Annotated in this window: 24 protein-coding genes and 1 tRNA gene; 19 read left to right on the top strand and 6 right to left on the bottom strand. The window is 47.6% G+C overall.

All coding sequences use genetic code 11. The features are described from left to right. Positions 1-26 precede the first annotated feature (26 nt). Genes hisA through hisJ form a run of 4 tightly spaced genes read left to right on the top strand, consistent with a single transcriptional unit; the run spans position 27 to position 3,122 of the window. Complete coding sequence (hisA, locus tag WH46_RS22355) at positions 27-758, top strand: 1-(5-phosphoribosyl)-5-[(5-phosphoribosylamino)methylideneamino]imidazole-4-carboxamide isomerase (protein WP_046228423.1); 732 nt, start codon at positions 27-29, stop codon at positions 756-758. A 13-nt stretch (positions 759-771) separates the two neighbouring features. Continuing rightward, positions 772-1,530, top strand: a complete 759-nt coding sequence (gene hisF, locus WH46_RS22360) for an imidazole glycerol phosphate synthase subunit HisF (protein WP_046228424.1) — start codon at positions 772-774, stop codon at positions 1,528-1,530. 23 nt (positions 1,531-1,553) lie between these two features. Then, complete coding sequence (gene hisIE / locus WH46_RS22365; protein ID WP_046228474.1) at positions 1,554-2,273, top strand: bifunctional phosphoribosyl-AMP cyclohydrolase/phosphoribosyl-ATP diphosphatase HisIE; 720 nt, start codon at positions 1,554-1,556, stop codon at positions 2,271-2,273. A gap of 24 nt (positions 2,274-2,297) precedes the next feature. Further along, the gene (gene hisJ / locus WH46_RS22370; protein ID WP_046228425.1) at positions 2,298-3,122 is read left to right on the top strand and encodes a histidinol-phosphatase HisJ; all 825 of its coding nucleotides are present in this window, start codon (positions 2,298-2,300) and stop codon (positions 3,120-3,122) included. A gap of 279 nt (positions 3,123-3,401) precedes the next feature. On the opposite strand, the gene WH46_RS22375 is transcribed toward hisJ, so the two are convergent. The 3 genes from WH46_RS22375 to WH46_RS22385 form a co-directional block, all read right to left on the bottom strand. Next, positions 3,402-4,652 carry an ABC transporter permease gene (locus tag WH46_RS22375; RefSeq protein WP_046228426.1) on the bottom strand — a complete coding sequence of 417 codons (1,251 nt, stop codon included), beginning with the start codon at positions 4,650-4,652 and terminating at the stop codon, positions 3,402-3,404. Beyond that, on the bottom strand, positions 4,636-5,946 hold the full coding sequence (locus WH46_RS22380) for an HlyD family secretion protein (RefSeq protein WP_017814869.1): 1,311 nt from the start codon (positions 5,944-5,946) through the stop codon (positions 4,636-4,638). Before WH46_RS22380 ends, WH46_RS22375 begins: the two co-directional genes overlap by 17 nt. 123 nt (positions 5,947-6,069) lie before the next feature. After that, the gene (locus WH46_RS22385; RefSeq protein ID WP_017814870.1) at positions 6,070-6,588 is read right to left on the bottom strand and encodes a MarR family winged helix-turn-helix transcriptional regulator; all 519 of its coding nucleotides are present in this window, start codon (positions 6,586-6,588) and stop codon (positions 6,070-6,072) included. Between the two features lie 223 nt (positions 6,589-6,811). On the opposite strand from WH46_RS22385, the gene WH46_RS22390 reads away from it, so the two are divergent. The 8 genes from WH46_RS22390 (at position 6,812) to WH46_RS22425 (ending at position 15,313) form a co-directional block, all read left to right on the top strand. Then, on the top strand, positions 6,812-7,759 hold the full coding sequence (locus tag WH46_RS22390) for a ribose-phosphate diphosphokinase (protein ID WP_017814871.1): 948 nt from the start codon (positions 6,812-6,814) through the stop codon (positions 7,757-7,759). 139 nt (positions 7,760-7,898) lie between these two features. Then, positions 7,899-9,605: a tetratricopeptide repeat protein gene (locus tag WH46_RS22395; RefSeq protein WP_046228427.1), complete on the top strand. Its 1,707-nt coding sequence runs from the start codon at positions 7,899-7,901 to the stop codon at positions 9,603-9,605. A 53-nt stretch (positions 9,606-9,658) separates the two neighbouring features. After that, positions 9,659-10,612 (top strand): thioredoxin-disulfide reductase, encoded by a 954-nt coding sequence (trxB, locus tag WH46_RS22400; RefSeq protein WP_017814874.1) that lies wholly within the window; start codon positions 9,659-9,661, stop codon positions 10,610-10,612. A gap of 402 nt (positions 10,613-11,014) precedes the next feature. After that, on the top strand, positions 11,015-11,965 hold the full coding sequence (locus tag WH46_RS22405) for an ROK family glucokinase (protein ID WP_046228428.1): 951 nt from the start codon (positions 11,015-11,017) through the stop codon (positions 11,963-11,965). Between the two features lie 85 nt (positions 11,966-12,050). Then, on the top strand, positions 12,051-12,944 hold the full coding sequence (rapZ, locus tag WH46_RS22410) for an RNase adapter RapZ (protein WP_017814876.1): 894 nt from the start codon (positions 12,051-12,053) through the stop codon (positions 12,942-12,944). 12 nt (positions 12,945-12,956) lie between these two features. Next, positions 12,957-13,949 carry a gluconeogenesis factor YvcK family protein gene (locus WH46_RS22415; RefSeq protein ID WP_017814877.1) on the top strand — a complete coding sequence of 331 codons (993 nt, stop codon included), beginning with the start codon at positions 12,957-12,959 and terminating at the stop codon, positions 13,947-13,949. Between the two features lie 5 nt (positions 13,950-13,954). Then, positions 13,955-14,893, top strand: coding sequence for a DNA-binding protein WhiA (gene whiA, locus WH46_RS22420; RefSeq protein ID WP_026136354.1), 939 nt, complete (start codon positions 13,955-13,957; stop codon positions 14,891-14,893). A gap of 150 nt (positions 14,894-15,043) precedes the next feature. After that, positions 15,044-15,313 carry an HPr family phosphocarrier protein gene (locus WH46_RS22425; protein WP_017814879.1) on the top strand — a complete coding sequence of 90 codons (270 nt, stop codon included), beginning with the start codon at positions 15,044-15,046 and terminating at the stop codon, positions 15,311-15,313. A gap of 111 nt (positions 15,314-15,424) precedes the next feature. On the opposite strand, the gene WH46_RS22430 is transcribed toward WH46_RS22425, so the two are convergent. Beyond that, entirely contained in the window at positions 15,425-15,892 is a 468-nt protein-coding gene (locus tag WH46_RS22430) for a stalk domain-containing protein (protein WP_017814880.1), read from the bottom strand. Positions 15,893-16,207: 315 nt separating this feature from the next. Here WH46_RS22430 and WH46_RS22435 point away from each other — a divergent pair, with 315 nt between their 5' ends. Together WH46_RS22435 and WH46_RS22440 are read left to right on the top strand one after the other, a co-directional pair. Beyond that, on the top strand, positions 16,208-16,966 hold the full coding sequence (locus tag WH46_RS22435) for an SIMPL domain-containing protein (RefSeq protein ID WP_046228429.1): 759 nt from the start codon (positions 16,208-16,210) through the stop codon (positions 16,964-16,966). A 296-nt stretch (positions 16,967-17,262) separates the two neighbouring features. After that, a complete protein-coding gene (locus WH46_RS22440) occupies positions 17,263-18,432 on the top strand; it encodes a PdaC/SigV domain-containing protein (RefSeq protein WP_046228430.1) in 1,170 nt (389 codons plus the stop codon). Positions 18,433-18,676: 244 nt separating this feature from the next. On the opposite strand, the gene clpP is transcribed toward WH46_RS22440, so the two are convergent. Continuing rightward, complete coding sequence (clpP, locus tag WH46_RS22445) at positions 18,677-19,273, bottom strand: ATP-dependent Clp endopeptidase proteolytic subunit ClpP (RefSeq protein ID WP_017814883.1); 597 nt, start codon at positions 19,271-19,273, stop codon at positions 18,677-18,679. A 459-nt stretch (positions 19,274-19,732) separates the two neighbouring features. Next, positions 19,733-19,807: transfer RNA gene (locus WH46_RS22450), tRNA-Arg, on the bottom strand. 246 nt (positions 19,808-20,053) lie between these two features. On the opposite strand from WH46_RS22450, the gene WH46_RS22455 reads away from it, so the two are divergent. The 5 genes from WH46_RS22455 (at position 20,054) to gpmI (ending at position 26,064) form a co-directional block, all read left to right on the top strand. Beyond that, positions 20,054-21,082: a sugar-binding transcriptional regulator gene (locus tag WH46_RS22455; RefSeq protein WP_046228431.1), complete on the top strand. Its 1,029-nt coding sequence runs from the start codon at positions 20,054-20,056 to the stop codon at positions 21,080-21,082. Between the two features lie 160 nt (positions 21,083-21,242). After that, entirely contained in the window at positions 21,243-22,247 is a 1,005-nt protein-coding gene (gene gap, locus WH46_RS22460; protein WP_046228432.1) for a type I glyceraldehyde-3-phosphate dehydrogenase, read from the top strand. A 269-nt stretch (positions 22,248-22,516) separates the two neighbouring features. Further along, positions 22,517-23,698, top strand: coding sequence for a phosphoglycerate kinase (locus WH46_RS22465; RefSeq protein WP_046228433.1), 1,182 nt, complete (start codon positions 22,517-22,519; stop codon positions 23,696-23,698). 71 nt (positions 23,699-23,769) lie between these two features. Then, positions 23,770-24,522: a triose-phosphate isomerase gene (tpiA, locus tag WH46_RS22470; RefSeq protein ID WP_017814887.1), complete on the top strand. Its 753-nt coding sequence runs from the start codon at positions 23,770-23,772 to the stop codon at positions 24,520-24,522. Further along, positions 24,523-26,064, top strand: a complete 1,542-nt coding sequence (gpmI, locus tag WH46_RS22475; protein ID WP_017814888.1) for a 2,3-bisphosphoglycerate-independent phosphoglycerate mutase — start codon at positions 24,523-24,525, stop codon at positions 26,062-26,064. The last annotated feature ends 141 nt before the right edge of the window (positions 26,065-26,205 follow it).

Below are 26,205 nucleotides of genomic sequence, written 5' to 3' on the forward strand. Positions count from 1 at the left end.
ATTCTATCGAACGAGGGGGAACCATATTGTCTTCTTTTACCATTTATCCGGCCATTGATATTCGCGGCGGCCGTTGTGTGCGCCTGATCCAGGGCGATTATAATCAGGAAACAGTATACAATGAAGACCCGGCAGCTGTTGCAGCAGACTTTGCTGCGCAGGGAGCCGGGTATGTACATTTGGTGGATCTGGATGGTGCCAAAGCCGGCCATCCGGTCAATCATGAGCTGATTGGACGTATTGCCCGCCAGGTGCAGGTACCCGTGCAGGTAGGCGGTGGACTACGTACACTGCATGATGTAGAAAAGCTGCTCGAGCTGGGTGTTAGTCGCGTCATTATTGGCACGGCAGCGATTGAAGACCGTGAATTTACAGAGTCTGTACTGGCGACTTATGGCAGTCAGGTCGCTATCGGTATCGATGCACGTAATGGATACGTAGCGACCCGTGGCTGGCTGGAGACCTCTGAAGTGAAAGCCGAAGAGCTGGCTATCCAATTGGCTGCCAAAGGAGCAGAGACATTTATTTTTACCGATATTTCTCGTGATGGCATGATGCAGGGACCGAATATTGAAGCAATAGCAGCGATTGCACAGGCATCCGGCAAGCAGGTGATTGCTTCCGGCGGTGTTACGGTGCTGGATGATCTGGTGAAGCTGGCAGAGCGGCGTGAGCAGGGAATCAGCGGTGCGATCGTGGGCAAAGCGATATATACTGGCAAAATTGATCTGAAGCAAGCACTGCAGACGATCCGGTAAAGGAGGGCAAATCATGCTCGCAAAGCGTATTATCCCATGTCTGGACGTCAAAGAAGGACGGGTCGTCAAAGGTGTGAATTTTGTAAATCTGCGGGATGCCGGTGATCCGGTAGAGCTGGCTGCGCTGTATGATCGCGAAGGTGCGGATGAACTGGTCTTTCTGGATATCTCGGCTTCGGTAGAAGGTCGGGAGACGATGGTGGATGTGGTGCGCCGCACAGCCGGAGAAATCTCGATTCCATTTACAGTCGGTGGGGGTATCTCCTCGGTAGAGGATATGAAAAAAATCCTGCGCGCTGGCGCCGATAAGATCGGTATTAACACAGCAGCCGTGCTGAATCCGCAGCTGATTAATGAAGGGTCGCAGCGCTTTGGTGCCCAGTGTATCGTTGTAGCGGTTGATGCCAAATTCAATCCCGAATGGAACGAGTGGGAAGTATACACACACGGAGGCCGCAAGCCGACCGGCATCAAAGCACTGGAGTGGGTTCGTGAAGCCGAGCAGCGCGGTGCCGGGGAAATTCTGCTCACCAGCATGGATGCGGATGGAACCAAGGATGGATTTGATCTGCCGCTGACCAAAGCGGTCTGCGAGGCGGTGAATATTCCTGTAATTGCATCTGGTGGAGCCGGGAAGCCGGAGCATTTCTACGACGTGTTTGATCAGGCTAATGCCGATGCAGGTCTCGCAGCGACTATTTTCCACTATAAAGAAATTTCGATTCCTGCGCTTAAAACGGAATTGAAGGCTGAAGGAGTGGAGATCCGTTGAGTAATGATCAGCTGCAATCGGAGATGATTCATCAGTCGCTCTCTCTGGAGGAGCTGACGACTGCGATTAAATGGGATAGCCAAGGACTTGTGCCGGCGATCGTACAGGATGCTACCAGCAAAAATGTACTGATGATGGCCTACATGAATGCGGAATCGCTGCGCCGTTCCCTGGATACCGGTGAGACCTGGTTCTGGAGCCGATCTCGCCAGGAATACTGGCACAAGGGTGGAACGTCAGGCAATACACAGCGTATCCAGTCGCTGTATTACGATTGTGATGGAGATACGCTGCTGCTATTAGTGGAAGCAAATGGACCAGCCTGCCATACAGGCAGAATAAGCTGCTTTTATAATGAGGTGAATACAGTGGACAACAAGCCAACTTTTCAAAATAATACAGTCAATGCCAATAACGATACATCAGGAGCAGCGGCCGGCAAAGACCGGTTCGCTATTCTGGCTGAACTGGAGCAGATGATCGCTGATCGTGAGCGTGAACGTCCGGAAGGTGCCTATACCACGTATCTATTCGAGAAAGGGATCGACAAGATTCTGAAAAAAGTCGGCGAAGAGACTGCCGAGACAATTATCGCTGCCAAAAACGGAGATAACGAAGAGCTGCGCTATGAAGTGAGCGATCTGATCTATCACCTGCTCGTGCTGCTGCAGGAACGCAAGGTACCGCTGGATGATGTACTGGCCGAGCTGGATCGTCGTCATGAGCGTCCACGCAAAGACTAATAGGATGGAAGGGAGGAAGCGGCGATGCTGATTGACTATCATACTCATCACGTCCGGTGTGGCCATGCTATTGGTGAACTGGAGGAATATGTACAGCGGGGGATAGAGCTAGGATTGTCCCAGCTTGGATTATCCGATCATCTGCCGCTGATCCATGTAGACCCGTCTACCTATTATCCGGAAATGGCGATGCCTATGAATGAACTGCCACGCTATGTGGAAGAGTGTCTTATGCTCAAAGACAAATATCGGGATCAGATATCGATTCGGGTAGGGCTGGAAGCCGATTATATCGAAGGGTATGAAGAAGTGATCGGTAAGATACTGGACAGTTATCCTTTTGACTATGTGATCGGTTCTGTGCATTTTTTGGGAGAGTGGGATATCTCGGATCATCGTCAGACGCATCATTGGGAGGGCAAGCAGATTCTGGATGTGTACCGTCAGTACTATGAGGCTGTACAAAAGGCCGCAGCTACCGGTTTCTATGATATTGCCGGTCATCTGGATGTGATCAAGCGATTTGGCTACATTCCAGAGCCGGAGCAGGCAGAAGAACGAATTGCACTGGAAAATGCAGCTCTGCAAGCTGTCCAAAAAGCGGACATGGTAATGGAGTTGAACTCCTCCGGTCTGTCCAAAGTGTGCAAGGAAATCTTCCCTTCCCGTCGTATCGTAGAGCAGGCTATCGCTCTGGGTATCCCGCTGACGCTCGGCTCGGACGCGCATGATCCGCTGAAGCTGAGCGATCATCTGGACGAAGCAAGAGCACTACTCACCGAGCTTGGCGTGCAGGAGATTGCTACATTCGAGAATCGCCAGCGCTCTATGGTACCACTGAATGACTAAATATCCGGATTCCACAAGTTTATTTTTTGTTTGGAAATGAAATAATAAAAAGTATAGAGACGTATGTAATCCTACTTCTGTACAACAGATTATTATTCACTCTATCTCGTACAGAATCTGCCTTCATGCAGAAGACGTATTTCCAAAATAAAAGCCCACTGACCATGTAAACAGGCCAGTGGGCTTTTTGGATATATGTGGTTCGAATCTATCTTCTTCATATATAGAATAGATGGTTGGATGCTTGATCCATACCGTGATTGCAATGGCTGTTCCAGCTTAACTGTGACTTGGACCCGCCTGCTTATCACCCTTAGGAAGGATAAGCGCCGAATCGGAATCGGAAGTAATGACTGTCTCCGTGGAGTCAACCTCATCCGGATGCAGCGTGCCTTCTTTTTCCGCTTTGCGGATCTTGCGCATTTCATTCAGCATCAGCAGGAAGATCACGACTAGAATACAAGTGATCAGGATCAGGAATCCACCGATTTCCTGCATAAAGTAATGCAGGTCACCGCCGCGGAATCCAAGACCGCGCAGGAACTTGAAGTGCCAGGACAGCGGCAGCGCATGGCTGACATTTTGCAGAATCGGCGGCAGCAGGGCTACCGGAAGCTGCGCACCACTCAGGATAAATGATGGCAGCAGGATCATAGTAATCCGGCCAGCCGCTTTGGCTGGACTGGAAGCACTCCAGCCAATCATCATACAGAGCAGGGACAGAGCGATGGCATACATCAGGAACGGAATCCATAGCTGATAGACATTCGCTTCAAACCGCAAGCCACCTACCTGCTTGAGACAACCCATGACGAGATACATGGAGCAGGTCGCAATAATCGAATAAGGCAGAACACGCAGTACCAGACTCAGCGGACGTCGCAGCATATCCTTGAGCAGTCCCTGCTCACGCAGACGCGGTATGATCGTCAGCGTCGCTCCGCCAAGAATAGACAGGAACACTGTATTCACAAAACCGATAACCGAGCTCATCAGCATATTGTTGGTCGGGTTATACAGCAGACGTGTCTGCAGATTCAAACCAGTCGAGAAGTTGGTTGCCTGTGCCGAGCTGACTCCCATAGCCACCAGTCTGTTGGCTGCAGCAGCAGAGTTTTCGGCAGCGATCACTTCCGTTACCCCGTTACGCAGATACGTAGTGGCTGTAGACAGTGAAGTATCCACATACAATCCAATATTGGTCTGGGCCCCTTGTGCATGAGCTTTTTCCAGTCCGGATGGCAGATAAATAACACCAAAATATTCTTCATTATACATAAAGCTGTTAGGCTCCATGTAGTTATACGTAATATAGCTAATATGGATATACTGATCGGCATCCAGCTTCTGGATCAGCTGCTGGCTATAGGCGCTATGGTCCAAATCCACGACAGCGACCGGAGCTTCATTCAGCTGATTGTTTTTAAATACATACCCGAAGGCCGCTGAGATGATCAGCGGCGCAATCAGGATAATAAAAATGAATTTGCCGTTCAGAATATGCTTGAATTCATCAATTATGGCTTTCATTGGTTGGAACCTCCACCGTCATTCCCGGCAGCAAGTCAGAAGTACGTTTCACATCTACACGAACGATAAAGGAAGTCGTATCCGACTGGCCTTTTTCACGGCTCATGCGCAGCGCAGCATATTGCGGCGCAGAAGTGATGTAGCGTACGGTACCCTGAACATTTTTGCCAAGAGAGATAACGTCGGTCGATACTTTGGCACCTGCCTGGAAGGACTTGATATTTTCTTCGCCTACATACAGGTCATAGTACAGTTTGCCAGTTTCAATAACGACAACAGGTGTACCGGCAGAGACATTCTCGCCTACTTTTGGAACAACGCGGGTTACTTTGCCATCATCAGCAGCTGTCAGAATCCGGCGGCCTTTCTGAACTTCATAACCATCCAGTGTTACTTGCAGGGAATCTTTTTGTTTTTTGAGCAGTTCGATATTGTATTTGCCATTATCGATATCTTCCTGCCCCTGTTCTATCTGCTTCAGTGCTTGTTGTGCCTGTTCGAGCTGCACATGTGCTTGCTGACGTTCTTCGGTAGTAGCACCATTTTGGAGCTTTTGCAGTGCATTTTCCTGCGTACTCACTTGATTGCTGGCAACCTCTACTTGCTTCATCGCAGAATTTAACTGATCCTGGGCGCTCTGCACCTGCTTAGTAGCAGTGTCCACACTGTTCTGGGCAGTATCCAGGCTGGCCTGTGTACCCAGACCATTATCAAATAAAGACTTGGCACGGTCATAGTTGGTCTTGGCATAATCCAGTGTCTGCTGGGCAGCTTCGACTGCTGTCTGTGCGGCAGTTACGCCATTGTTGGCCACTTCAACAGATTTTTTGGCAGAATCCACGGCAATTTCCTGGCTGCGGATATCTTCTGGACGGGCACCGGTCAATACTTTCTGTTCAGCTACCTTAGCGGCTTCGATATTCAGCTGGGCATTGGCTTTTTGCTCGGCCAGCTTGTGTGCCTGACTGGTCAGGCTGCTTTGTGCCTGGCTGATTTGAACATCAATTTGGGACATTTGCTCTTTAACGCCTTTGATCTGCAGATCGATATCGCGCGTATCCAGAACGAGCAGAGTCTGTCCTTTTTTTACATGCTGTTCTTCTTTGACTTTAACGGCACTGATTTTGCCGGATTGTCCTTCAAAAGAGCTGTTTACGGTATCGACCGTCAGTACGCCTTCTTTTTTCATGGCAGCCATGGATACTGCATCCTTGCCATGCATGGCAAGCAACGTACCTCCAACTCCCAATGCAACGATTAATAGAATAATCGGAATAAGTTTTACAATTTTCACTTTGATATGCTCTCCTATCTGATAAAATCAATGAGTACATGCCACAAAGGCATTTTAATAAAAAATATATTATTAGCCGCCAAATAGTACGGCGCCGAACAACTAACGCAAAAAAAGCTGGAATTATTCATTAAGTTCAATACCTGTACGCAGTTTGTACAGTAATTCTTGCAACATTCCCCGTTCTCCATCCGTCAATTGAGACATAACTGAAGTAACGACACGGGCATATTCAGGCAGCGTCGTCATTAACAAAGTCTCGCCTTCTTCAGTTAAGTGAATAGCTGTCATACGACGATCTTCGTGAGCTCCACGCCGGATCAAGCCGTCTTTTTCCAGACCATTAATCAGTCCGGTCATAGTAGAGCGTGTAACACCTGCAGATTTGGCCAGTTCGGAAGGAAGCAGTGGTTTCTTGCGCAGTAACAAAGAGGTCAGGATACGCATCTTGCCTTGTGAGATTCCGCGTTCCGTCAGTAGGGAAGCTGATTGGTTATACAAATCATGAGAAGTGCGCACCAACAACAGAGAGGTCAACATACATTCGACATTAATCTCGGGAAACAAAGGCGCCAGTTCACTGAGCCGGTCCAATTCCTTCAGCGTACTGCATTTGGAGCCTGATGAATCTATATTCGGCATTTTACTCACCTTTCTGAAGTCTTCAATGAAGATAATTGTACGGCGCCGAACTAGTTTGGTCAAGAAAATTTTATGAAAATTCCAACATAATATTCTGTAAACCGTGTTATAACGACATTATTCTTCATAGATATTCATAAGATAAATATAGAATTGACTATGATATCGGCACAAAGCAGGCTAAAATAAAGTAAAAGTCAGCAGGCTATCTACAGGAGGGCCCATGAAAGAAAAAATGCGTATATTCTCGGGATCATCAAGTCCTGAACTGAGTGCACAGATTGCAGAACGTCTGGGTGTACCGCTCGGTAAAATCAAGCTGTCCCAGTTCAAAAGTGGAGAGACCTATGTGCACTACGAAGAATCGATTCGTAATATGGATGTATTTCTGGTCCAGTCGCTGTCTCATCCGATCAATGAATTGTTTGTAGAGTTGATGGTTATGATTGATGCTGCCAAAAGAGCTTCGGCAGGAACAATAAATCTGATAATTCCCTATTACGGATATGCCCGACAGGAGCGCAAGTCCGCACCTCGGGAACCGATCTCTGCCAAAATGGTCGCCGATGTACTTACGACAGTGGGTGCAGACCGGATCATAACGATTGATCTGCATGCTTCGGCTATTCAGGGTTTCTTTAATATACCGGTGGATCATTTGACAGCGCTTGATCTGATCAGCGGGTATTTGCGTGATAAACAAATAGAAGATGCAGTGGTAGTGTCTCCGGATGCCGGACGTGCTTATATGGCGGAGAAACTGGCCAATCGTCTGGATACCCCATTTGCCATGATGATCAAAAAAAGACCTGCTCATAATGAATCGGTCATTACTCATGTGATCGGTGATGTGGAAGGCAAGACTCCGATTATTATCGAGGATCTGATCGATACCGGTACAACCATCGTCAATGTGGTTGAAAGTCTCAAAGAACGTGGGGCCCGTGAAGCAATCGTTTGCGCAACCCATGGTTTATTTTCCGGTGCTGCCTTGCAGCGTCTGGATCACCCTTATATCCGCGAGCTGATTGTGACAGATTCGATTAGCCTGCCGCCAGGACATCTGGATCGGCTGACTGTATTATCCGTATCGCCGATGCTGGCACATGCTGTACGCATTATTATGGAAGGCGGTTCTATCGCCACCATGTTCAGTGATGCAGGTATTTGATCCAAATGAAATGAGCAAAGCCGCATTTGGGGATGTGGCTTTAGCAGATGAGCAGGATATGTTATACTGTTGGATGATGTTTTTCGTCGATAACTATATTTTTGTAGGTGGAACGTATTAAAGGAGGTGCCTTGGTCCGGTGAATGAATACAAGCGAAAAGTCGAAGATACCGAACGAAAAGTCATTACGCTTAAGCTGGATGCGAACTTCTTTTTTGAAAGGGCCGTTCGCTCATTAGACCATTATCGTTACGACAAGGCATTGAAATATTTTGAAAAGGCTGTGGAGTACGAGCCGGATAATCCTGTGAACCATTGCAATATGGCAGGGATATTATCGGAAATGGGCAAGTATGAAGCTTCCAATCAGGTGCTGCAGACCATTATGGACACCGTAGACCCTTCGATGGTCGAGTGTCATTTTTATAAAGCGAATAATTATGCGAATATGGAACAATTCGAGCAGGCAGAGCAGGAGCTGCTCACCTATCTGGACCAGGATCGTCATGGCCAGTTCGCTGGTGAAGCCGAAGAGATGATGGATCTGATCCGTCACGAAATGAAGCGACCGGCTGGCAGCAGTCCAGCTCTAACTGCGTCGGCTACAGCGACGGATCGCCTGGATCAGGCGCGCGAGCTGCTGGAACAAGGTGAAATGGAAGCAGCCTGTGCAATGCTTAACCAGCTGATTGAGGAGCAGCCGGATCTGTTTGCGGCACGCAACAATCTGGCTGTCGCCTATTATCAGCAGGGAATGCTGGAGCTGGCTGCCGAGCAGGTTGGCGAAGTGCTGAAGCAGGACCCGAGCAATCTTCATGCTCTGTGCAATCAGGCTATTCTGAGCTATTATCATGAAGACCCTGCACTGGATCAGCAGCTGGAGCAGCTCCGCCGGGTAACACCGCTGCATCAAGAACACCAGCTCAAGCTGGCGACGACGATGGCGATGCTCGGTGAGCATCAATGTGCGTATCATCATTTCCGGAGGCTGCTGCGACATGATGATTTGATGAAGCATTGGGAAATGTATCATTATACAGCGGCAGCAGCCTGTTATATGGGTAAATATGATGAAGCAGAAAAGCTATGGAAGCGCATTTTGCGCTTCGAGCCAGGCGCCGAGGTGCCGGCATTTTATCTGGATCATTTGCAGGAGGTACGTGAGGGTACATTAACCCCTTCTTACCGATATGGTGTACAGAAGATGTCTTATTTTTATACCAGAGAGCAGTCTGACGGCAGATCATCCGAGCCGAATGCGGCGCAATTCCTGCATGTTCTTCGTCATGGAAGCGAGAGCGAACAGCTCCATGCGCTCGAGTCGTATGTACTTGATGGAGATCACGAAGTACATACGGCACTGCGGCAGTATGTGAACCGTCCATTGATCTCCGAAGAGCTGCGTCATGCAGCAGAACGTCTGCTGCGGCAATGGGCTGCGAATCAGTCCCTGTCGCCGGATGAGCTGATCGAAGATATTGAAGCAGCACGCATGAGTCTGCCGCTCTGGGATGAACGCTGGCAGCAGATTATTGAGCAGGTGACCATACAGTCGCACAAACGATATGACTCCAGATTTAACCATGATGTGGAAGCACTATGGATTGAATTTATAAAAAGGGTCTATCCCGAACTCCCGCTGCTTCACCATCCGGAAGGCTGGGCAGCAGCACTGGAATATCTGGTAGCCCGAATACATCGTCTCCCACTCACATATGATGAGGTGGCCCAGCATTACGGCGTATCTGTCTCCATTATTAGCAGATATGCGCGCCGGATCAACAGGGTATGCAATGTACAGCAAAAAGTGCGTTATGCGCAAGCAAAAAGTACACAAGGATCGTAAATGACAGCTGTGATGGACAGATGTTCATTCAATACAAGGAGGTAGTTGGAAGTATGTACAAATCAATTATTATCGGAACCGGGCCTGCAGGCCTTACAGCAGCAATTTATCTGGCGCGCGCAAATATGCAGCCGCTTGTTATCGAAGGACTGCAGCCAGGTGGCCAACTGACGACAACAACCGAAATCGAGAACTTCCCGGGCTTTCCTGAAGGCATTATGGGACCGGAACTGATGGACAATATGCGCAAGCAAGCCGAGCGTTTTGGAGCGGAATTCAAGTCCGGCTGGGTAGAACAGGTCGACTTTTCCGAGCGTCCATTCAAAGTTAAAGTAGAAGGCATGGGCGAACTGGAAGCGGAGAGTATTATCATTTCTACCGGTGCTTCGGCCAGATACCTGGGAATTCCGGGTGAGCAGGATAACGTGGGTCGCGGTGTAAGTACATGTGCAACATGTGACGGCTTCTTTTTCCGTAACAAAAAGATTATTGTGGTTGGTGGCGGCGATTCCGCAATGGAAGAAGCGAGCTTCCTGACACGATTTGCTACAGATGTAACCGTAGTAAACCGCCGCGAAGAACTGCGTGCTTCCAAAATCATGCAGGATCGTGCCAAAGACAACCCGAAAATCAGCTGGGCACTGAACCGCAAGCCGGTAGAAGTCGTAGCAGGAGATATGGGTGTCAAAGGACTGAAAGTACTGAACAACGAGACGGGTCAGGAAGAACTGCTTGAAGCGGATGGTGTATTCGTAGCAATTGGTCATACACCCAATACCGATTTCCTCAAAGGTCATGTACATCTGGATGGACACGGTTATGTTCTGGTAACGCCAGGTACAACAGAAACCAATATCCCGGGCGTATTCGCCTGCGGTGACGTTCAGGATACACGCTATCGTCAGGCAATTACAGCTGCAGGCAGCGGTTGTATGGCAGCGATGGATTGCGAGAAATACCTGGAAGGCCATATGATCCACGACTGGAGCGAAGCGCTCGACAAGTAATGAACAACGAATACGGAGGGAGCCGTCATGGCTCCCTTTTTGGCGGGCAGGATCAAGACAACAGACCCGCGGGTACCGCTTGACCTGATGAGTCCATTCGCTTATAGTTGGATACGAACGTTCACATTGGAATATGGCTTCTCCTCTAGGGAGTGAGCACGGTGAAATATCGCTTTTTTACAAGAAGAACAGTGCATTTCCGTACTATAAATTAGTGTATAATCGCATTTTGTCCAATCTTTGCAGCAGTGGAAGTGATACAATGGGAGTGGAGCGTAAGCATTCTGCTCATTCATGTATACCGATCTGAATAATTCACTACAATGGATGCGGATGAGACGATGCAGAGAAAGTGCGTATCGATATATATTAAATTTCGAGTAGAAAAGGTGGATCGGTCATATGTCTGAGAAAATTTATGTCGGCGTCGATCTTGGCGGTACTGCAATCAAGGTTGGGATTTGCAACCAGGAAGGTGAACTGCTTCATACGTACGAGGGCCCTACCGAGAAAGAAAAGGGTACCGATGCAGTAATCGAAAATATCGAGAAGTATGTACGTCTTATTGTGGAGCAATCACCTTATACCTGGGACCAGCTGGTTGGAGTAGGAGCAGGTGTAGCCGGATTTACGGATCTGCGTGCCGGTGTGATCCTGTTGGCGCCGAATATTGGTTTCCGCAATGTACCGATCCGCGCCATTCTGGAAGAACGTATCGGTAAAACGATAGTGATTGATAATGATGCCAATGTGGCTGCACTAGGTGAAGCCTGGAGTGGTGCCGGCAAAGGTGTAACCGATTGCGTCTGCTATACACTCGGTACGGGTGTTGGCGGCGGAATTATTATTAACGGCAAGATTTATCAGGGCTTCGCCGGACTTGCTGGTGAAATTGGCCATATCTCTGTCGTACCGGACCTGGAGGCTATTCAGTGCGGCTGCGGTAAAATGGGTTGCCTGGAGACCGTTTCTTCTGCTACAGGTATTATCCATATGGCTGTGGAAGCGGTAGAGCGTGGCGATGCTACCAGTCTCTCTACGATCGAAAGCAAGCTTACAGCCAAGGATATTTTTGATGCAGCCAAAGCGGGCGACGAAGTGAGCATCCGGATTGTGAACCGTGCTGCCTTTTATCTGGGCAAATCGATGGCATCGGTAGCAGCGACACTGAATCCGGAGCGGTTTATCGTAGGTGGAGGTGTCTCCAAAGCCGGAGATATCCTGTTTGACAAGATTCGTGAAGTGTTCATGGAATGTACGCCTGCACCACTTCAGCAGGGCGTGGAGATTATTCCTGCCAAGCTGGGCAATGATGCAGGTATCGTAGGTGCAGCAGGTCTATTGCTGCGCTGAACCATATAAAAATCATCGATCTATTCCAATTTCCGGTTGTATCATTGGATCGGATAATAATATCTAACAAGGAGGGGACTTACGAATGAGCAATACTGAGAATTCATCGACATCAACCATGGTTATCATTACAGGAATGTCCGGTGCAGGCAAGACCATTGCAGTACAAAGCCTGGAGGATCTTGGCTTTTTCTGTGTAGACAATTTGCCGCCCGTTCTGATTCCCAAATTTGCCGAGCTGATCGAGCAATCGAATGGTAAAATCGGCAAAGTGGCACTCGTAATCGACCTGCGTGGTCGTGAATTTTTCCCTGCTCTTTCCGAGTCCCTGAGCTATATGAAAAATCATTATACGATCCATACGGAAATTCTGTTCCTGGATGCCAGTGATGCCGTACTGGTTCAGCGCTACAAGGAAAGTCGGCGCCGGCACCCGCTTGCACCGGATGGCATGCCGCTTGACGGTATCCGGCTGGAACGCAAAATGCTGGATGAGCTGAAGACATCGGCGACCCAGGTCATCGATACCAGCACCAGCAAACCGGCCAAACTCAAAGAGAAAATTATTTCCCGTTTCTCTCATCTGGAGAGCAATCGGTTATCGGTCAATGTCACTTCATTTGGATTTAAATATGGTATTCCCATCGATGCAGATCTGATTTTTGATGTACGTTTTCTGCCCAACCCTCACTATGTGGACCATCTGAGGCCGCATACCGGTCAGGACAGTGACGTGTATGAATACGTAATGAAATGGCCGGAGACACAGGCGTTTCTGACCAAATTGCTGGATATGCTGCATTTTCTCATTCCCCATTATCGCAATGAAGGCAAAAGTCAGGTCATTATCGGCATCGGTTGCACAGGAGGCAAACACCGCTCTGTAGCCATTTCCGAATATCTGGGTCGTATGCTGGGAGCGAGTGAGACAGAAACCGTTCGTGTCAGTCATCGTGATGCTGATCGTGATCGGCATTAAGGAGTGGAACATATGTCAATTTCACAACCGGGTCTGCCGGTGCTTCGTCCCCGTATTGTAGTTATGGGGGGCGGCACCGGTCTGTCCGTTATGCTCAGGGGCCTCAAGGAGAAGCCACTTGATATTACCGCTATTGTTACTGTAGCGGATGATGGAGGGAGCTCCGGAATTCTGAGGGATGAGCTGAAGATGCCACCGCCGGGAGATATACGCAACGTACTCACTGCGCTGGCGGATGTGGAGCCGCTGATGTCGGAAATGCTCAAGTACCGGTTTCAAAAAGGAGAAGGTCTGGCTGGTCACAGCCTGGGTAATCTGATCCTTGCGGCAATGACAGATATCTCCGGAGACTTTGTTACGGCAGTGCGGGAACTGAGCCGCGTATTCGCGGTTAGAGGTGCTGTTCTACCGGCAGCAGAACAAGCCGTTATTTTGCATGCAGAGATGGAAGATGGAACGATTGTCACCGGGGAATCCAAGATCCCCGAAGCAGGCAAGCGGATCAAACGTCTGTTTCTTGAACCGGACCACGTGGAGCCGTTGCCAGAGGCTGTACGTGCTATTCAGGAAGCCGATGCTATTCTGATCGGGCCAGGCAGTCTGTATACCAGTCTGCTTCCGAATCTGCTCGTGCCCAAGCTGGTAGAGGCGATTTTGGCGTCCAAGGCACCACGTCTATTTGTGTGTAATGTCATGACCCAGCCGGGAGAGACGGATAATTACACAGTCAGTGATCATCTGGAAGCGATCTATGAGCATGTAGGTCACCGGTTGTTCGACTATGTGCTTGTTAATAACGAACCGATTCCAGTCAAAGTGCAAAACCGCTACGCCGAAAAAGGCGCCAAGCCGGTCAAACTCGATGCGGATAAAGTTGAAAGTATGGGATACAAAATTATTGCGGATAAACTGGTCATGTATGGAACCTATCTGCGTCATGATGCAGAGCAGCTAAGCCATCATATTTATGAACAGGTGAAGAAACATATTTTAGCGAAAGGGTGAGTCCATTGTCATTTGCGGCGCAAACGAAAAAGGAACTAACGATGGTTGAAGCCGACGACTGCTGTGAACTGGCGGAGCTGGCGGCGCTGATCCGGATGAACGGATCGGTCCAGGTATCCAACAAAAAAGTGATACTGGATATTTCTACCGAAAATGCCGCAATCGCAAGACGGATTTATTCCCTGATCAAAAAGCATTTTGCTGTGCACACCGAGCTTCTCGTGCGCAAAAAAATGCGGCTCAAAAAGAATAACGTATATATCGTTCGTATCCCTGCCGGTGTTCAGGCGATTTTGAGCAAGCTCACAATCGTCTCGGAAGGCTTTATGTTTACCCCGGGTATCAACAAGGATATGGTTAGCAAAACTTGCTGTAAACGGGCTTATCTGCGTGGCGCTTTTATGGCTGGAGGGTCGGTTAACAATCCGGAGGGTTCATCCTACCATCTGGAGATTGCTTCGATGTATGAGGAGCAGTGTCAGGCCCTGGTTGATCTGGCGAATGAATTCGAGCTGAATGCGCGCTGTATCGAGCGTAAAAAAGGCTTTATTTTATATATCAAAGAGGGCGAGAAGATTATCGAGTTCCTCAGCATCATTGGTGCACACCAGGCATTGTTTAAGTTTGAAGATGTCCGGATTATGCGGGATATGCGCAACTCCGTGAATCGGATCGTCAACTGCGAGACCGCTAATCTAAACAAAACGATCGGCGCTGCTGTGCGTCAGATCGATAATATTCGTCTGATCCAGCGCCATCTGGGACTGGAACAGCTGCCGGACAAGCTGCGCGAAGTAGCAGAGATTCGTCTGGCCCATCCGGATATGAACCTCAAGGAAGTTGGCGAAATGCTCAAGGGTGGCGTCAGCAAATCCGGGGTCAATCATCGGCTTCGCAAAATTGACGAGCTTGCTGATAGAGTACGTAATGAGCACCTGGTCTAAAATTTGTACCGACCAGGTAAGCTTTATTTTTTTCTGCTAAAGCGCATGTTATAATAATGTAGTATGATGTATACAGTGTTCATAAAATGGGCTTCAGTGTAGTGAACAAATAAATCGTAATGAATATGTATTATAGGGGGTAATAATCACATGATAAAACACCCGGTAGTGGTTCGTCTGAAAACGGGATTACACGCACGACCTGCAGCATTGTTTGTACAGGAAGCGAATAAATACTCCGCGGAAATTTTCGTGGAAAAAGACGATAAAAAAGTAAATGCTAAAAGCATCATGGGAATCATGAGTCTGGCAATCAGCTCGGGTACTGAAGTATACATCAGTGCAGAGGGTGCGGATGCAGAATCAGCTGTAAACGCTTTAGTAGGATTGGTCAGCAAAGAAGAACTGGAAAACCAATAAAACCCCTCATCCCACGATGAGAGGTCAGCCGTCACAGAATACTGTGGCGGTTTTTTGGTATGTTGGTCAGTATTACCTTATTAGCAGGCAGCCGTCTCAATTCTGGGGAATCTATTCGAAAAAGACTCCCTTTTTGGCAAAGTTCAATTTGAGCTGTACCGCATTCCATGAACTCTGATATCCAAACCCATCACGCAGTACGGTAAATGGAATATACATTCGTCCATTCACGATCTGGGCACTTGGTCCATTCCACTGATGATTATTCAGCCGCATGGTAACACCAGAAGCGGTCATTACCATATCCAGCTGATCATCATTTTGCAGCAGTGTATATGTTTTAACGGCGGGCTCGTACCGCAGGGTGACTCCAAGTGAATCACGCAGGAGCACCACCGGAATCATAGTATTTCCATCAATGAGCAGTCCGTTCTCCGGAAGGCGTGTGCCATTCCATTCCAGCTTCACCTGGCGCGGTGGTGCAGCAGCAGAAGCAGTAACAGGTTGGATCAGGGCACTCAGCACCAGGATACCTGCCAGCAGTAAAATGGAATTCCGTCGAAACTTGTTTTTGAACATGGTGACTCTCCCCTCTTTCTGATAATCCCTATCTCTCCAAACCCCTGTTGTTATGCAGGATTTCGAGGGTGGGATTATATGAGATTATAAGTAAAATAACAGCAGTTGTCACGATGAAGCTGCAGCTCTTTCAAATCTTTTGCCGAATGAAATAGCCATATACATAAAGAAAGCATTAACGAGTGGTTAAAGAGCCTCTCGCCATATCCATTGATCGTTGTTTTAGTCACCAAGCTCTCTTCTATCCTTTACCCAATGCAACATTCGATTCAAAACATTCGTTTAGTAAGTAGAACCAAGAAAGGGTGAATATTTATGAAACGAAATCACTATATGGCTTCATTGCTATTGGCTGGAGCTGTGTTTACAAGCGTAGGTATGGGCGTGAGTCTGCCGGGAGTATCTACAGCATATGCTGCAGAGACGACATCAATGACTACAATGGCGGGTACAATTAACGTCAGCGGCAATGGCAAGTTATCCGTCAAACCGGATGTGGCTTACCTCTCTATAGGTGTACAGACCACTGCAGCTATAGCTTCCAAAGCACAAGCTGCTAATGCTCAGAAGATGAGCAAACTGAACAATCTGTTGAAAAACAAATGGTCTATTGCAGACAAGGATATCGAGAGCGTGCAATTTTATGTACAGCCGAACTATAGTTATAACGAAAAGGATCAGCAAAAAGTTACAGGCTATACGGCTTATCATACTCTGCAGGTGACCTACCGCAACATGGAGAAGATCGGCGCACTGCTGGATGCAGCTTCCACTGTAGGTGCCAACAATGTAGGATCTGTAAGCTTTAACGTAGAGAATACCAAAACCTATGAAGATCAAGTCATTCAAAAAGCAATGGCAGATGCAGCAGCCAAAGCAGGCTCTATCGCCAAAGCGGCTAATCGTACACTGGGGGATCTGGTATCTGTAAGTGAAGCAGGCGTCGAGGCTCCACCGGTATATGTATCCCAGAGCACTGCAATGGAATCGGCACGTGCAGACAAATCGACTGAGATTGAACCGGGGATGGTAGAGTTGAACATTAGTCTTAACGTACAGTATGCTATGAAGTAAGCTGAAAAGGTGAATAGGGTAAAATCGTCAGTATTGTAACTATTATACGGGATAACCCCTTTATCGTTTCAGTATAACGGAAGTTTATTAAACCAGCGATATGCCAAATATAGAAACTTTCCTGAAGGTCTTATGCATGACGCCGACAGGAAAGTTTGTTTACACTTTTATTACTTTTGATTCATCGGGCATGACTATGTTGTAAATCCTTGTTAAGTTCTTTGTAAATCTAAAGGACAAGTTTATCGTTATACTAAAAATTGTGGCAATTGACCTATTCGAAGGAGAGATTAATTATGGACAAGCACCAGAACATGAAGAACACAACCTATCTCAAAAAACTATCAGCAATCGTACTCGCGACCAGCCTGACAGCTGCAGGTACAGCAGCAACGCTGCCTTTGGTACAATCCTCTGCGTATGCAGCAAGCACTTCTTCATCTGCCAAATCCGTAATCAATGTACAAGTGGAAGGCAAAGCGATCTCGGCCAAGGGAATGCTGAGCAAATCCGGCAGCACGTTGCTTCCTCTCAAAGACATAGCAAAAACAGTAGGCGCAACAGTTACCTACAATTCCAAAGAACATACAGCAACTATCACTAAAGGCAAAAATAAAGTGAGCTATGACCTTAATCAGGAAGATATGGTATTTGTGCGCCTAAACGGCAGTGCAGTTGGTGACAGCTATGATGCCAGCGTAGTCAAAGGAACAACTTATGTAGCAATCAAAGCAGTAACAGAGCCGTTTGGCTATCGTGCGCTGTGGAATAATGCTACACGTACTGTCAATGTAACAGCTGCAGGCATGAACGATGTAGAAGTGACAGGCAACAAACTGGAATCTTCTACTCAAAATAAATACACTAACTTCAATATTGTATACCCAGTTGTATCCGGTCTGGAAAATGAAGCTGCACAAACCAAGATCAATAAAGCTCTCAAAGCACATTCTGACCAGTTCCTGACGACCATGCAAAAACAGGTCAAAGAAGCCGGAGCGCCTGCTAACAAAGATATCACTTACGAAATTGATGGTGGCTACAAAGTCACTTATAACCGTAATGGGGTTATCAGCTTCCTGTTGACTGATTATCAATATCTGGGCGGGGCACATGGCGATGATATCCTGACCAGCATGACGTTCTCACTGAAGGACGGCAAAGCTATTCAGCTGTCTGATCTGCTCAAGTCCAACAGCAACTACAGCCAGGATATCAAAAAGCTGATCCAGGCACATATCAAGAAAAACGCAGATACCGAGGGTCTATCGCTGGAGCAGTTCAATGACCTGAGCAAAAACTCCAGTAAATACCTGGAGAATTACTATCTGACAGATAGCGGATTCACGATCTTCTTCCAGAAGTATGATATTGCTCCGGGAGCAGCAGGTAACCCGAAAATCGACTTTACCTTCAGCCAACTGCTGAAATCGGGTACCAACCCACTGTCCGCTTATCAGTCCTAATTTTTTTTGAACATTGCTATGCGGAACATAAATAGATAGGAATATCCTAAGAACCTGTTCCATCGTGATCGTACGATGTTGAACAGGTTCTTTTTTATTATGTATTTCTTTTTTGGCAGATGAGGAAAGGGGGAGTTCGAAATCGCATAGGTAACAGGAGAATGAAAGGTAGCGAATAGCAGTAGAACAAAAACACCTCCAGACTAATATCTGGAGGTGTTTGGATAGGCTGGCAGTTGCCGGCTTATACTCCTTGCGGAGGTGTTTTTTCGATAACTTTATCGATCAGACCGTATTCCTGTGCATCTGCAGCAGTCATGAAATAGTCACGATCGGTATCTTTTTCGATACGTTCCAACGGCTGGCCTGTACGTTCAGCCAGGATTTTGTTCAGCTTGTCACGCATTTTGAGGATACGACGTGCACGGATTTCGATATCCGTTGCCTGACCTTGAGCACCACCAAGTGGTTGGTGAATCATAACTTCACTGTTTGGCAGCGCAAAACGTTTGCCTTTGGCACCTGCATTCAACAGGAACGCGCCCATACTCGCAGCCATACCTACGCAGATCGTAGATACATCGGCTTTGATAAATTGCATTGTATCGTAAATAGCCATACCTGCAGTAATGGAACCGCCTGGGCTGTTAATGTAGAGGTGAATATCTTTCTCAGGGTCTTCGGCTTCCAGGAACAGCATCTGTGCAATAATTGCATTCGCTACCATATCGTTAACCTCGGAACCAAGGAAAATGATACGGTCTTTCAGCAGACGGGAGTAAATGTCATACGCACGTTCACCACGGCTGCTCTGTTCAACGACCATTGGGATATAACTCACTAGAAACCCTCCTTAGATTACAATCATAATAAGTGTGATTATATAGTGGATCATTACTTCAAACAACATCAGGAACTCAATTGTTCTTACCACATTATAGGATAATTCAAACTAAAAGTCAAAGATAGTCAAACTATTGACTGTAAAACTGCCTAAACTGCTAAAAAATGGGTTAATGATGGAGAGGAACATTTGCTGTTCTCTATGGACACAATATGTCCCGTCTATAAGATAAAGAATCTGATCACGGATACGACAAGTCTTATCTTGAAATGCAGATCTGGCCGCGTATATATAATTGCTACTATAGGAATACTATTATATGCAGATACAAAAATAACCAGCCTGGGCTGGTTACGTCATTACTATTTCATCGAAGAAAAGATTATGTAATTAATCATGCGATAATATATACGTGCTACGATCAAGCTCTGAGCATCTGCTGCAAGAAAAGTAAAGTGGCGCGCCCGCCAAGAATCGAACTTGGATCTCAGGCTTCGGAGGCCTACGTCATATCCATTGGACCACGGGCGCATATCAGCAACAGCAAGAATTAGTATAGATGAAATAAAGTCAAAAAGCAAGCAACGCTTCCATAATAGTTATAACATGCATCTTCCATAATTAGTTGTCGCAAAGACTTGCTTCCCACGCAAAAATTGGTTAATATAGACGTGGGACTTAAAAAGTTATGCCGGGACATTTTGAGTCCATTATACGTAGCCTGAGTTACTGGGTATCCAATTACACTGAGCGAGACAAGTTGCAGGAGTGGAAAGCATGCGAAAATTACTTGAAATACAACAGCAGCTTCTGCCCGATCTCACCGATGTATTGAAGAAAAGATATGCTATTTTACATCAGGTCATGCTGACCGGAATTGTCGGGCGTAGATCGCTTGCCGTTTCCCTCAATATGACAGAGCGGGTACTGCGGGCTGAGACCGACCTGCTCAAAGCTCAGGGACTCCTTGAGATTGAGAGTACAGGAATGAGGATCAGCGAAGCAGGCAGGGAACTGCTGGAGGAACTTGAGCCTATTATGGAAGAGTTGCTCGGATTGTCCGTATTGGAAGATCGCATCCGTGATGTGTATGGACTAAGACAGGTTGTTATTGTACCTGGAGACAGTGACACATCAGCCAGTACCAAGCAGAATCTTGGCAGAGCTGGTGCCAAAGCTCTGCTCAGTGTGATTCGTGAGAATGATATTGTAGCTGTAACCGGCGGCTTTACGCTTGCCGAAGTAGCAGAACAACTTAGCCCAACTTTTCCGGCACCCCTAAAGGACGCCTGGTTCGTACCGGCAAGAGGCGGACTTGGCGAGAACATGGAGTATCAGGCTAACTCCATCGTTTCGACCATGGCTAAGCGTGTAGGCGCGCAGTACCGGCTGCTGCATGTGCCCGATCTGCTGCGCAGAGATGCTTACGAGCTACTGTATCAGGATCAGAATGTCCGTGAGATTGTCGATTTTATCCGGCGTGCACGAATTATCATTCATGGCATCGGTGATGCGATGGAGATGGTGCGGCGCCGGAGACTGGACCCACAGACGGTAGAGGAGATCCGCAGTGCTGGAGCAGTAGCCGAATCATTCGGCCACTATTTTAATGAAGATGGTCAGACGGTGCACCATATGCTGACCCTTGGACTTCAGCTTGAGGACATTGCCAATGCAGAAGTCGTTATTGGAATAGCGGGCGGACGCAGCAAAGCAAAATCTATCCATGCTGTACTTAAATTTGGCCAGGAAGATATTCTGGTCATCGACGAAGCCGCTGCCAGAGAGATCGTCAAGGAGCTATAGTGGTTTCTTGGCATCAATCAGTGTTATGCTTGTGACGTTGTTGCGGCATGATTGGCAGCCGGCAGACAAGCTTCATCTTATTATCGTTGTCTTGACAGGCTCGAGAGGGTCATGTCTTGATTGAATAAATCATAAACTTATTTCTAGGAGGAATTAACTCATGGTTAAAGTTGGTATTAACGGTTTTGGACGTATCGGACGTCTGGCGTTCCGTCGTATTCAAGATGTAGCAGGTATCGAAGTGGTAGCAATCAACGATCTGACAGACGCTAAAATGCTGGCACATCTTTTGAAATATGATACTACTCAAGGTAAATTCAACGGCGAAGTTGAAGTACACGATGGTTTCTTCAAAGTAAACGGCAAAGAAGTTAAAGTTCTGGCTAACCGTAACCCTGAAGAACTGCCTTGGGGCGAGCTTGGCGTAGACATCGTACTGGAGTGCACAGGCTTCTTCACAACAAAAGAAAAAGCTGAGCTTCACCTGAAAGCAGGCGCTAAGCGTGTTGTTATCTCCGCTCCAGCAACTGGCGAAATGAAAACAATCGTTTACAACGTAAACCACGAAATCCTGGATGGTACTGAAACAGTTATCTCCGGCGCATCTTGCACAACAAACTGCCTGGCACCTATGGCAAAAACTCTGCAAGACAAATTCGGCGTTGTTGAAGGTCTGATGACTACAATCCACGCTTACACTGGCGACCAAAACACACTGGATGCTCCACACTCCAAAGGTGACTTCCGTCGTGCTCGTGCAGCTGCTGAAAACATCATTCCTAACACAACTGGTGCTGCTAAAGCAATCGGTCTGGTTATCCCAGAACTGAAAGGTAAACTGGATGGCGGAGCACAACGTGTGCCTGTAGCTACTGGTTCCCTGACTGAGCTGGTAACTGTTCTGGAGAAATCCGTAACAGTTGAAGAAATCAACGCAGCTATGAAAGAAGCTTCCGATCCGGAAACTTATGGCTACACTGAAGATGAAATCGTATCTTCCGACATCAAAGGTATGACTTTCGGTTCCCTGTTCGATGCGACTCAAACTCGCGTTCTGACAGTTGGCGACAAGCAACTGGTTAAAACTGTAGCTTGGTACGACAACGAAATGTCCTACACAGCTCAACTGGTTCGTACTTTGGAGTACTTTGCAAACAAAGCCTAATACGAAGCAGCAGCTGGAATAAATATTAATTCCATAAAGCGGAAACAGATCTCATTTGTTTCCGCTTTTTCTAAGTTAACATCTGACAGATATGGTCGGTGTTAGCGATAAGCTGTTCCTGATTTTACTATGGATGGATTGGAACTGGACTGCCGGAGCAGAAGAAAACAGCAGAAATGATCCCGGGAAAATCATTTCGGCCTGTCCTTTCGGAAAGCAAAGCGCAGTAAAGAACAATCTGTTCAAAATACGGACATGGAGGAACGACGATGAATAAAAAAAGTGTGCGTGATGTAGAAGTAGCTGGCAAAGTGGTATTTGTACGTGTGGATTTTAACGTACCTATGGAAAACGGCAAAATTACGGATGACAAACGTATTCGTGAGACACTGCCAACAATCAACTACCTGATTGAAAAAGGTGCAAAAGTTCTGCTGGCAAGTCACCTGGGTCGTCCAAAAGGTGAAGTGGTTGAATCCATGCGCCTGACAGCTCCGGCTGAGCGTCTGTCCGAACTGCTGGGCAAACCGGTAGCCAAAGCTGACGAAGCTATCGGCGATAGCGTAAAAGCAAAAATCGCTGATATGAAAGAAGGCGACGTACTGGTTCTTGAAAACGTGCGTTTCTACCCTGGCGAAGAGAAAAATGATGCTGAACTGGCAAAATCCTTTGCCGAACTGGCTGATCTGTTCGTAAATGATGCATTTGGCGCGGCTCACCGTGCACATGCTTCTACAGAAGGTATCGCTCACCACCTGCCGGCTGTATCCGGTCTGCTGATGGAGAAAGAACTGGATGTACTGGGTAAAGCCCTGAACAATCCGGAGCGTCCTTTCACAGCAATCATCGGTGGTTCTAAAGTAAAAGACAAAATCGATGTAATCGACAACCTGCTGAACCTGGCAGACAACGTAATCATCGGTGGCGGTCTGTCCTATACTTTCATGAAAGCACAGGGTCATGAAGTTGGCCAATCTCTGCTGGATGAAAGCAAACTGGATGTAGCTCTGGGCTTTATCGAAAAAGCGAAAAACCTGGGCAAAAACTTCTACCTGCCGGTAGATATCGTAATCTCCGATGATTTCAGCGCAGATGCAAACACGAAAATCGTTGAAGTTGGCGACATTCCTGCAGATTGGGAAGGTATCGACATCGGACCGAAAACTCGTGAAATCTATGCAGATGTTATCAAAAACTCCAAGCTAGTTGTATGGAACGGACCTATGGGCGTGTTCGAAATCGAACCATTCTCCCATGGTACACGTGCAGTCGCAGAAGCTTGTGCAACAACTGACGCTTACACTGTAATCGGTGGCGGTGACTCCGCAGCAGCAGCTGAGAAGTTCCACCTGGCTGATAAAATGAACCATATTTCCACAGGCGGCGGCGCTTCCCTGGAATTCATGGAAGGTAAAGAGCTTCCAGGCGTTGTGGCACTGAACGATAAATAAGTTTACAATAAAGGCAGTATGCATGTCGCAAGCAGGGCATGCAAGTATGGAATAGAAGGAGTGATCAAGCAGTGAGAACACCAATCATTGCCGGTAACTGGAAAATGTTCAAAACCGTTCCGGAAGCCAAAGCATTCATCGAAGATATCAAGGGCAAAGCAGAAGTAGAAGGCGTAGAGAGCGTAATCTGTGCACCATTTACCAACCTGCCTGCACTGGTTGAAGCTGTAAAAGGCACTTCCATCAAAATCGGCGCACAAAACCTTCATTTCGAAGATAACGGCGCGTACACTGGTGAAATCAGCGGCGTTATGCTGAAAGACCTGGGTGTGGACTATGTAATCATCGGTCACTCCGAGCGTCGTCAATACTTTGCGGAGACAGACGAAATCGTCAACAAAAAAGTACTGGCAGCATTCCGTCATGGTCTGACTCCTATCGTGTGCGTGGGCGAGAAGCTTGAAGAACGCGAAGCGGATCAAACCAAAGACGTATGTAAAGTACAAACCGAAGGTGCATTTGCTGGTCTGAGCGCAGATCAAGCCAAAGCAACCGTTATCGCTTATGAGCCAATCTGGGCGATCGGAACAGGCAAATCTTCCACTTCTGCTGATGCGAATGAAGTTATCTCTTACATCCGCGGCGTCGTGAAAGATCTGTACAACGAAGAAGTGGCAAACGCAGTTCGTATCCAATACGGCGGCAGCGTGAAGCCTGAGAATGTGAAGGAGTACATGGGACAAAGCGACATCGACGGTGCACTCGTCGGCGGTGCCAGTCTTCAGCCTGATTCTTACATTCAGCTGGTTGAGGGGGCGAAGTAAATGTCAGCACCAAAACCGGTAGCTCTGATTATTATGGACGGATTCGGTCTGCGCGCAGAAATGGAAGGCAACGGTGTTGCCCAGGCGAAGAAACCGAATTACGATCGCTATATGACAGAATATCCTCACACTACACTCACTGCTTGCGGTGAAGCGGTAGGTCTGCCGGAAGGCCAGATGGGTAACTCGGAAGTAGGTCACCTGAACATCGGTGCAGGCCGCATCGTATATCAGGATTTGACCCGCATTTCCAAGTCGATCCGTGACGGAGAATTCTTCCAAAATGAAGTGCTGAAGGGCGCATTCGAGAATGCTAAATCCGGCGGCAAAAAACTTCATATCTTTACACTGCTGTCCGATGGCGGCGTACACAGTCATATTGACCATCTGTTCGCTACACTCGATATGGCAAAAGCAGAAAACTTTGAAGATGTACTGATCCATGTATTCCTGGACGGACGCGATGTATCGCCGGACAGCGGTAAAAAATACATGGAACAGCTGACTGAAAAAATCAGCAGCGTAGGCATTGGCAAAATTGCCAGCGTACAGGGACGTTACTATGCGATGGACCGTGACAAACGGTGGGAACGTGTAGAAAAAGCTTTCCGTGCGGTTGCTTACGGTGAAGGTCCTCAATTCAAAGATCCTCTGACTGTAGTAACTTCTTCGTATGCTCAGGAAGTCTATGACGAGTTCGTAGAACCTTCCGTGATCGTCGATGCAGACGGACAACCGGTAGGAACTGTAGGCGATGGAGATTCCGTAATCTTCCTGAACTTCCGTCCTGACCGTGCGATCCAGCTGTCCCAGGCGTTCACACAGCCTGAATTCGCAGGCTTTGAGCGTGGCGACTATCCGAAGAATCTGTATTATGTATGTCTCACCACATACAGCGATACCGTTCGCGGACATGTAGCTTACGGACCGAAGAGTCTCGACAACACACTGGGTGAAGTGCTCGTGAAAAACGGCAAAACCCAGCTGCGTATTGCCGAGACAGAGAAATACCCGCACGTAACCTTCTTCTTTAGCGGCGGACGTGATGTGGAACTGGAAGGCGAGACTCGTATTCTGATTAACTCTCCAAAAGTAGCCACTTATGATCTGCAGCCGGAGATGAGTGCGCGTGAAGTGGCTGATGCTTGTATCGCCGAGATCGAAGCGGAAAGACAGGATGCTATCATCCTGAACTTTGCCAACCCGGATATGGTAGGCCATTCCGGTAAGCTGGAGCCGACGATCAAAGCGGTAGAAACAACAGATGAATGTGTAGGTCGTGTCGTGGAAGCGATTCTGGCCAAAGGCGGCGTGGCGCTGATTACAGCTGACCATGGTAATGCCGAGACCGAGATTGATGAGAATGGACGTCCTCAGACTTCCCATACCACCAACCCGGTTCCATTTATCGTCACTGACAAAAATGTAGTACTACGTGAAGGCGGAATCCTGGGCGATATCGCTCCAACGATTCTGGATCTGCTGCAAATCGCGAAGCCGGAAGAAATGACAGGCACGTCCATCATTTCCAGCCGCAAGTAAACGATAGGCAGTCTGACGTACCATTTGGAACCAACGGTTTATGGCAGGTGTCATGGATGTACGATTAGCAGACAGGATCAGCTGTGAATTGATCACTCGCAGCCGAGAGAAAGTCTGTGTACATCATGGCCGAGCTCATGT

It is taken from the genome of Paenibacillus dauci, from assembly GCF_000971985.1.
GTDB classification, from domain to species: Bacteria; Bacillota; Bacilli; order Paenibacillales; family Paenibacillaceae; genus Saccharibacillus; species Saccharibacillus dauci.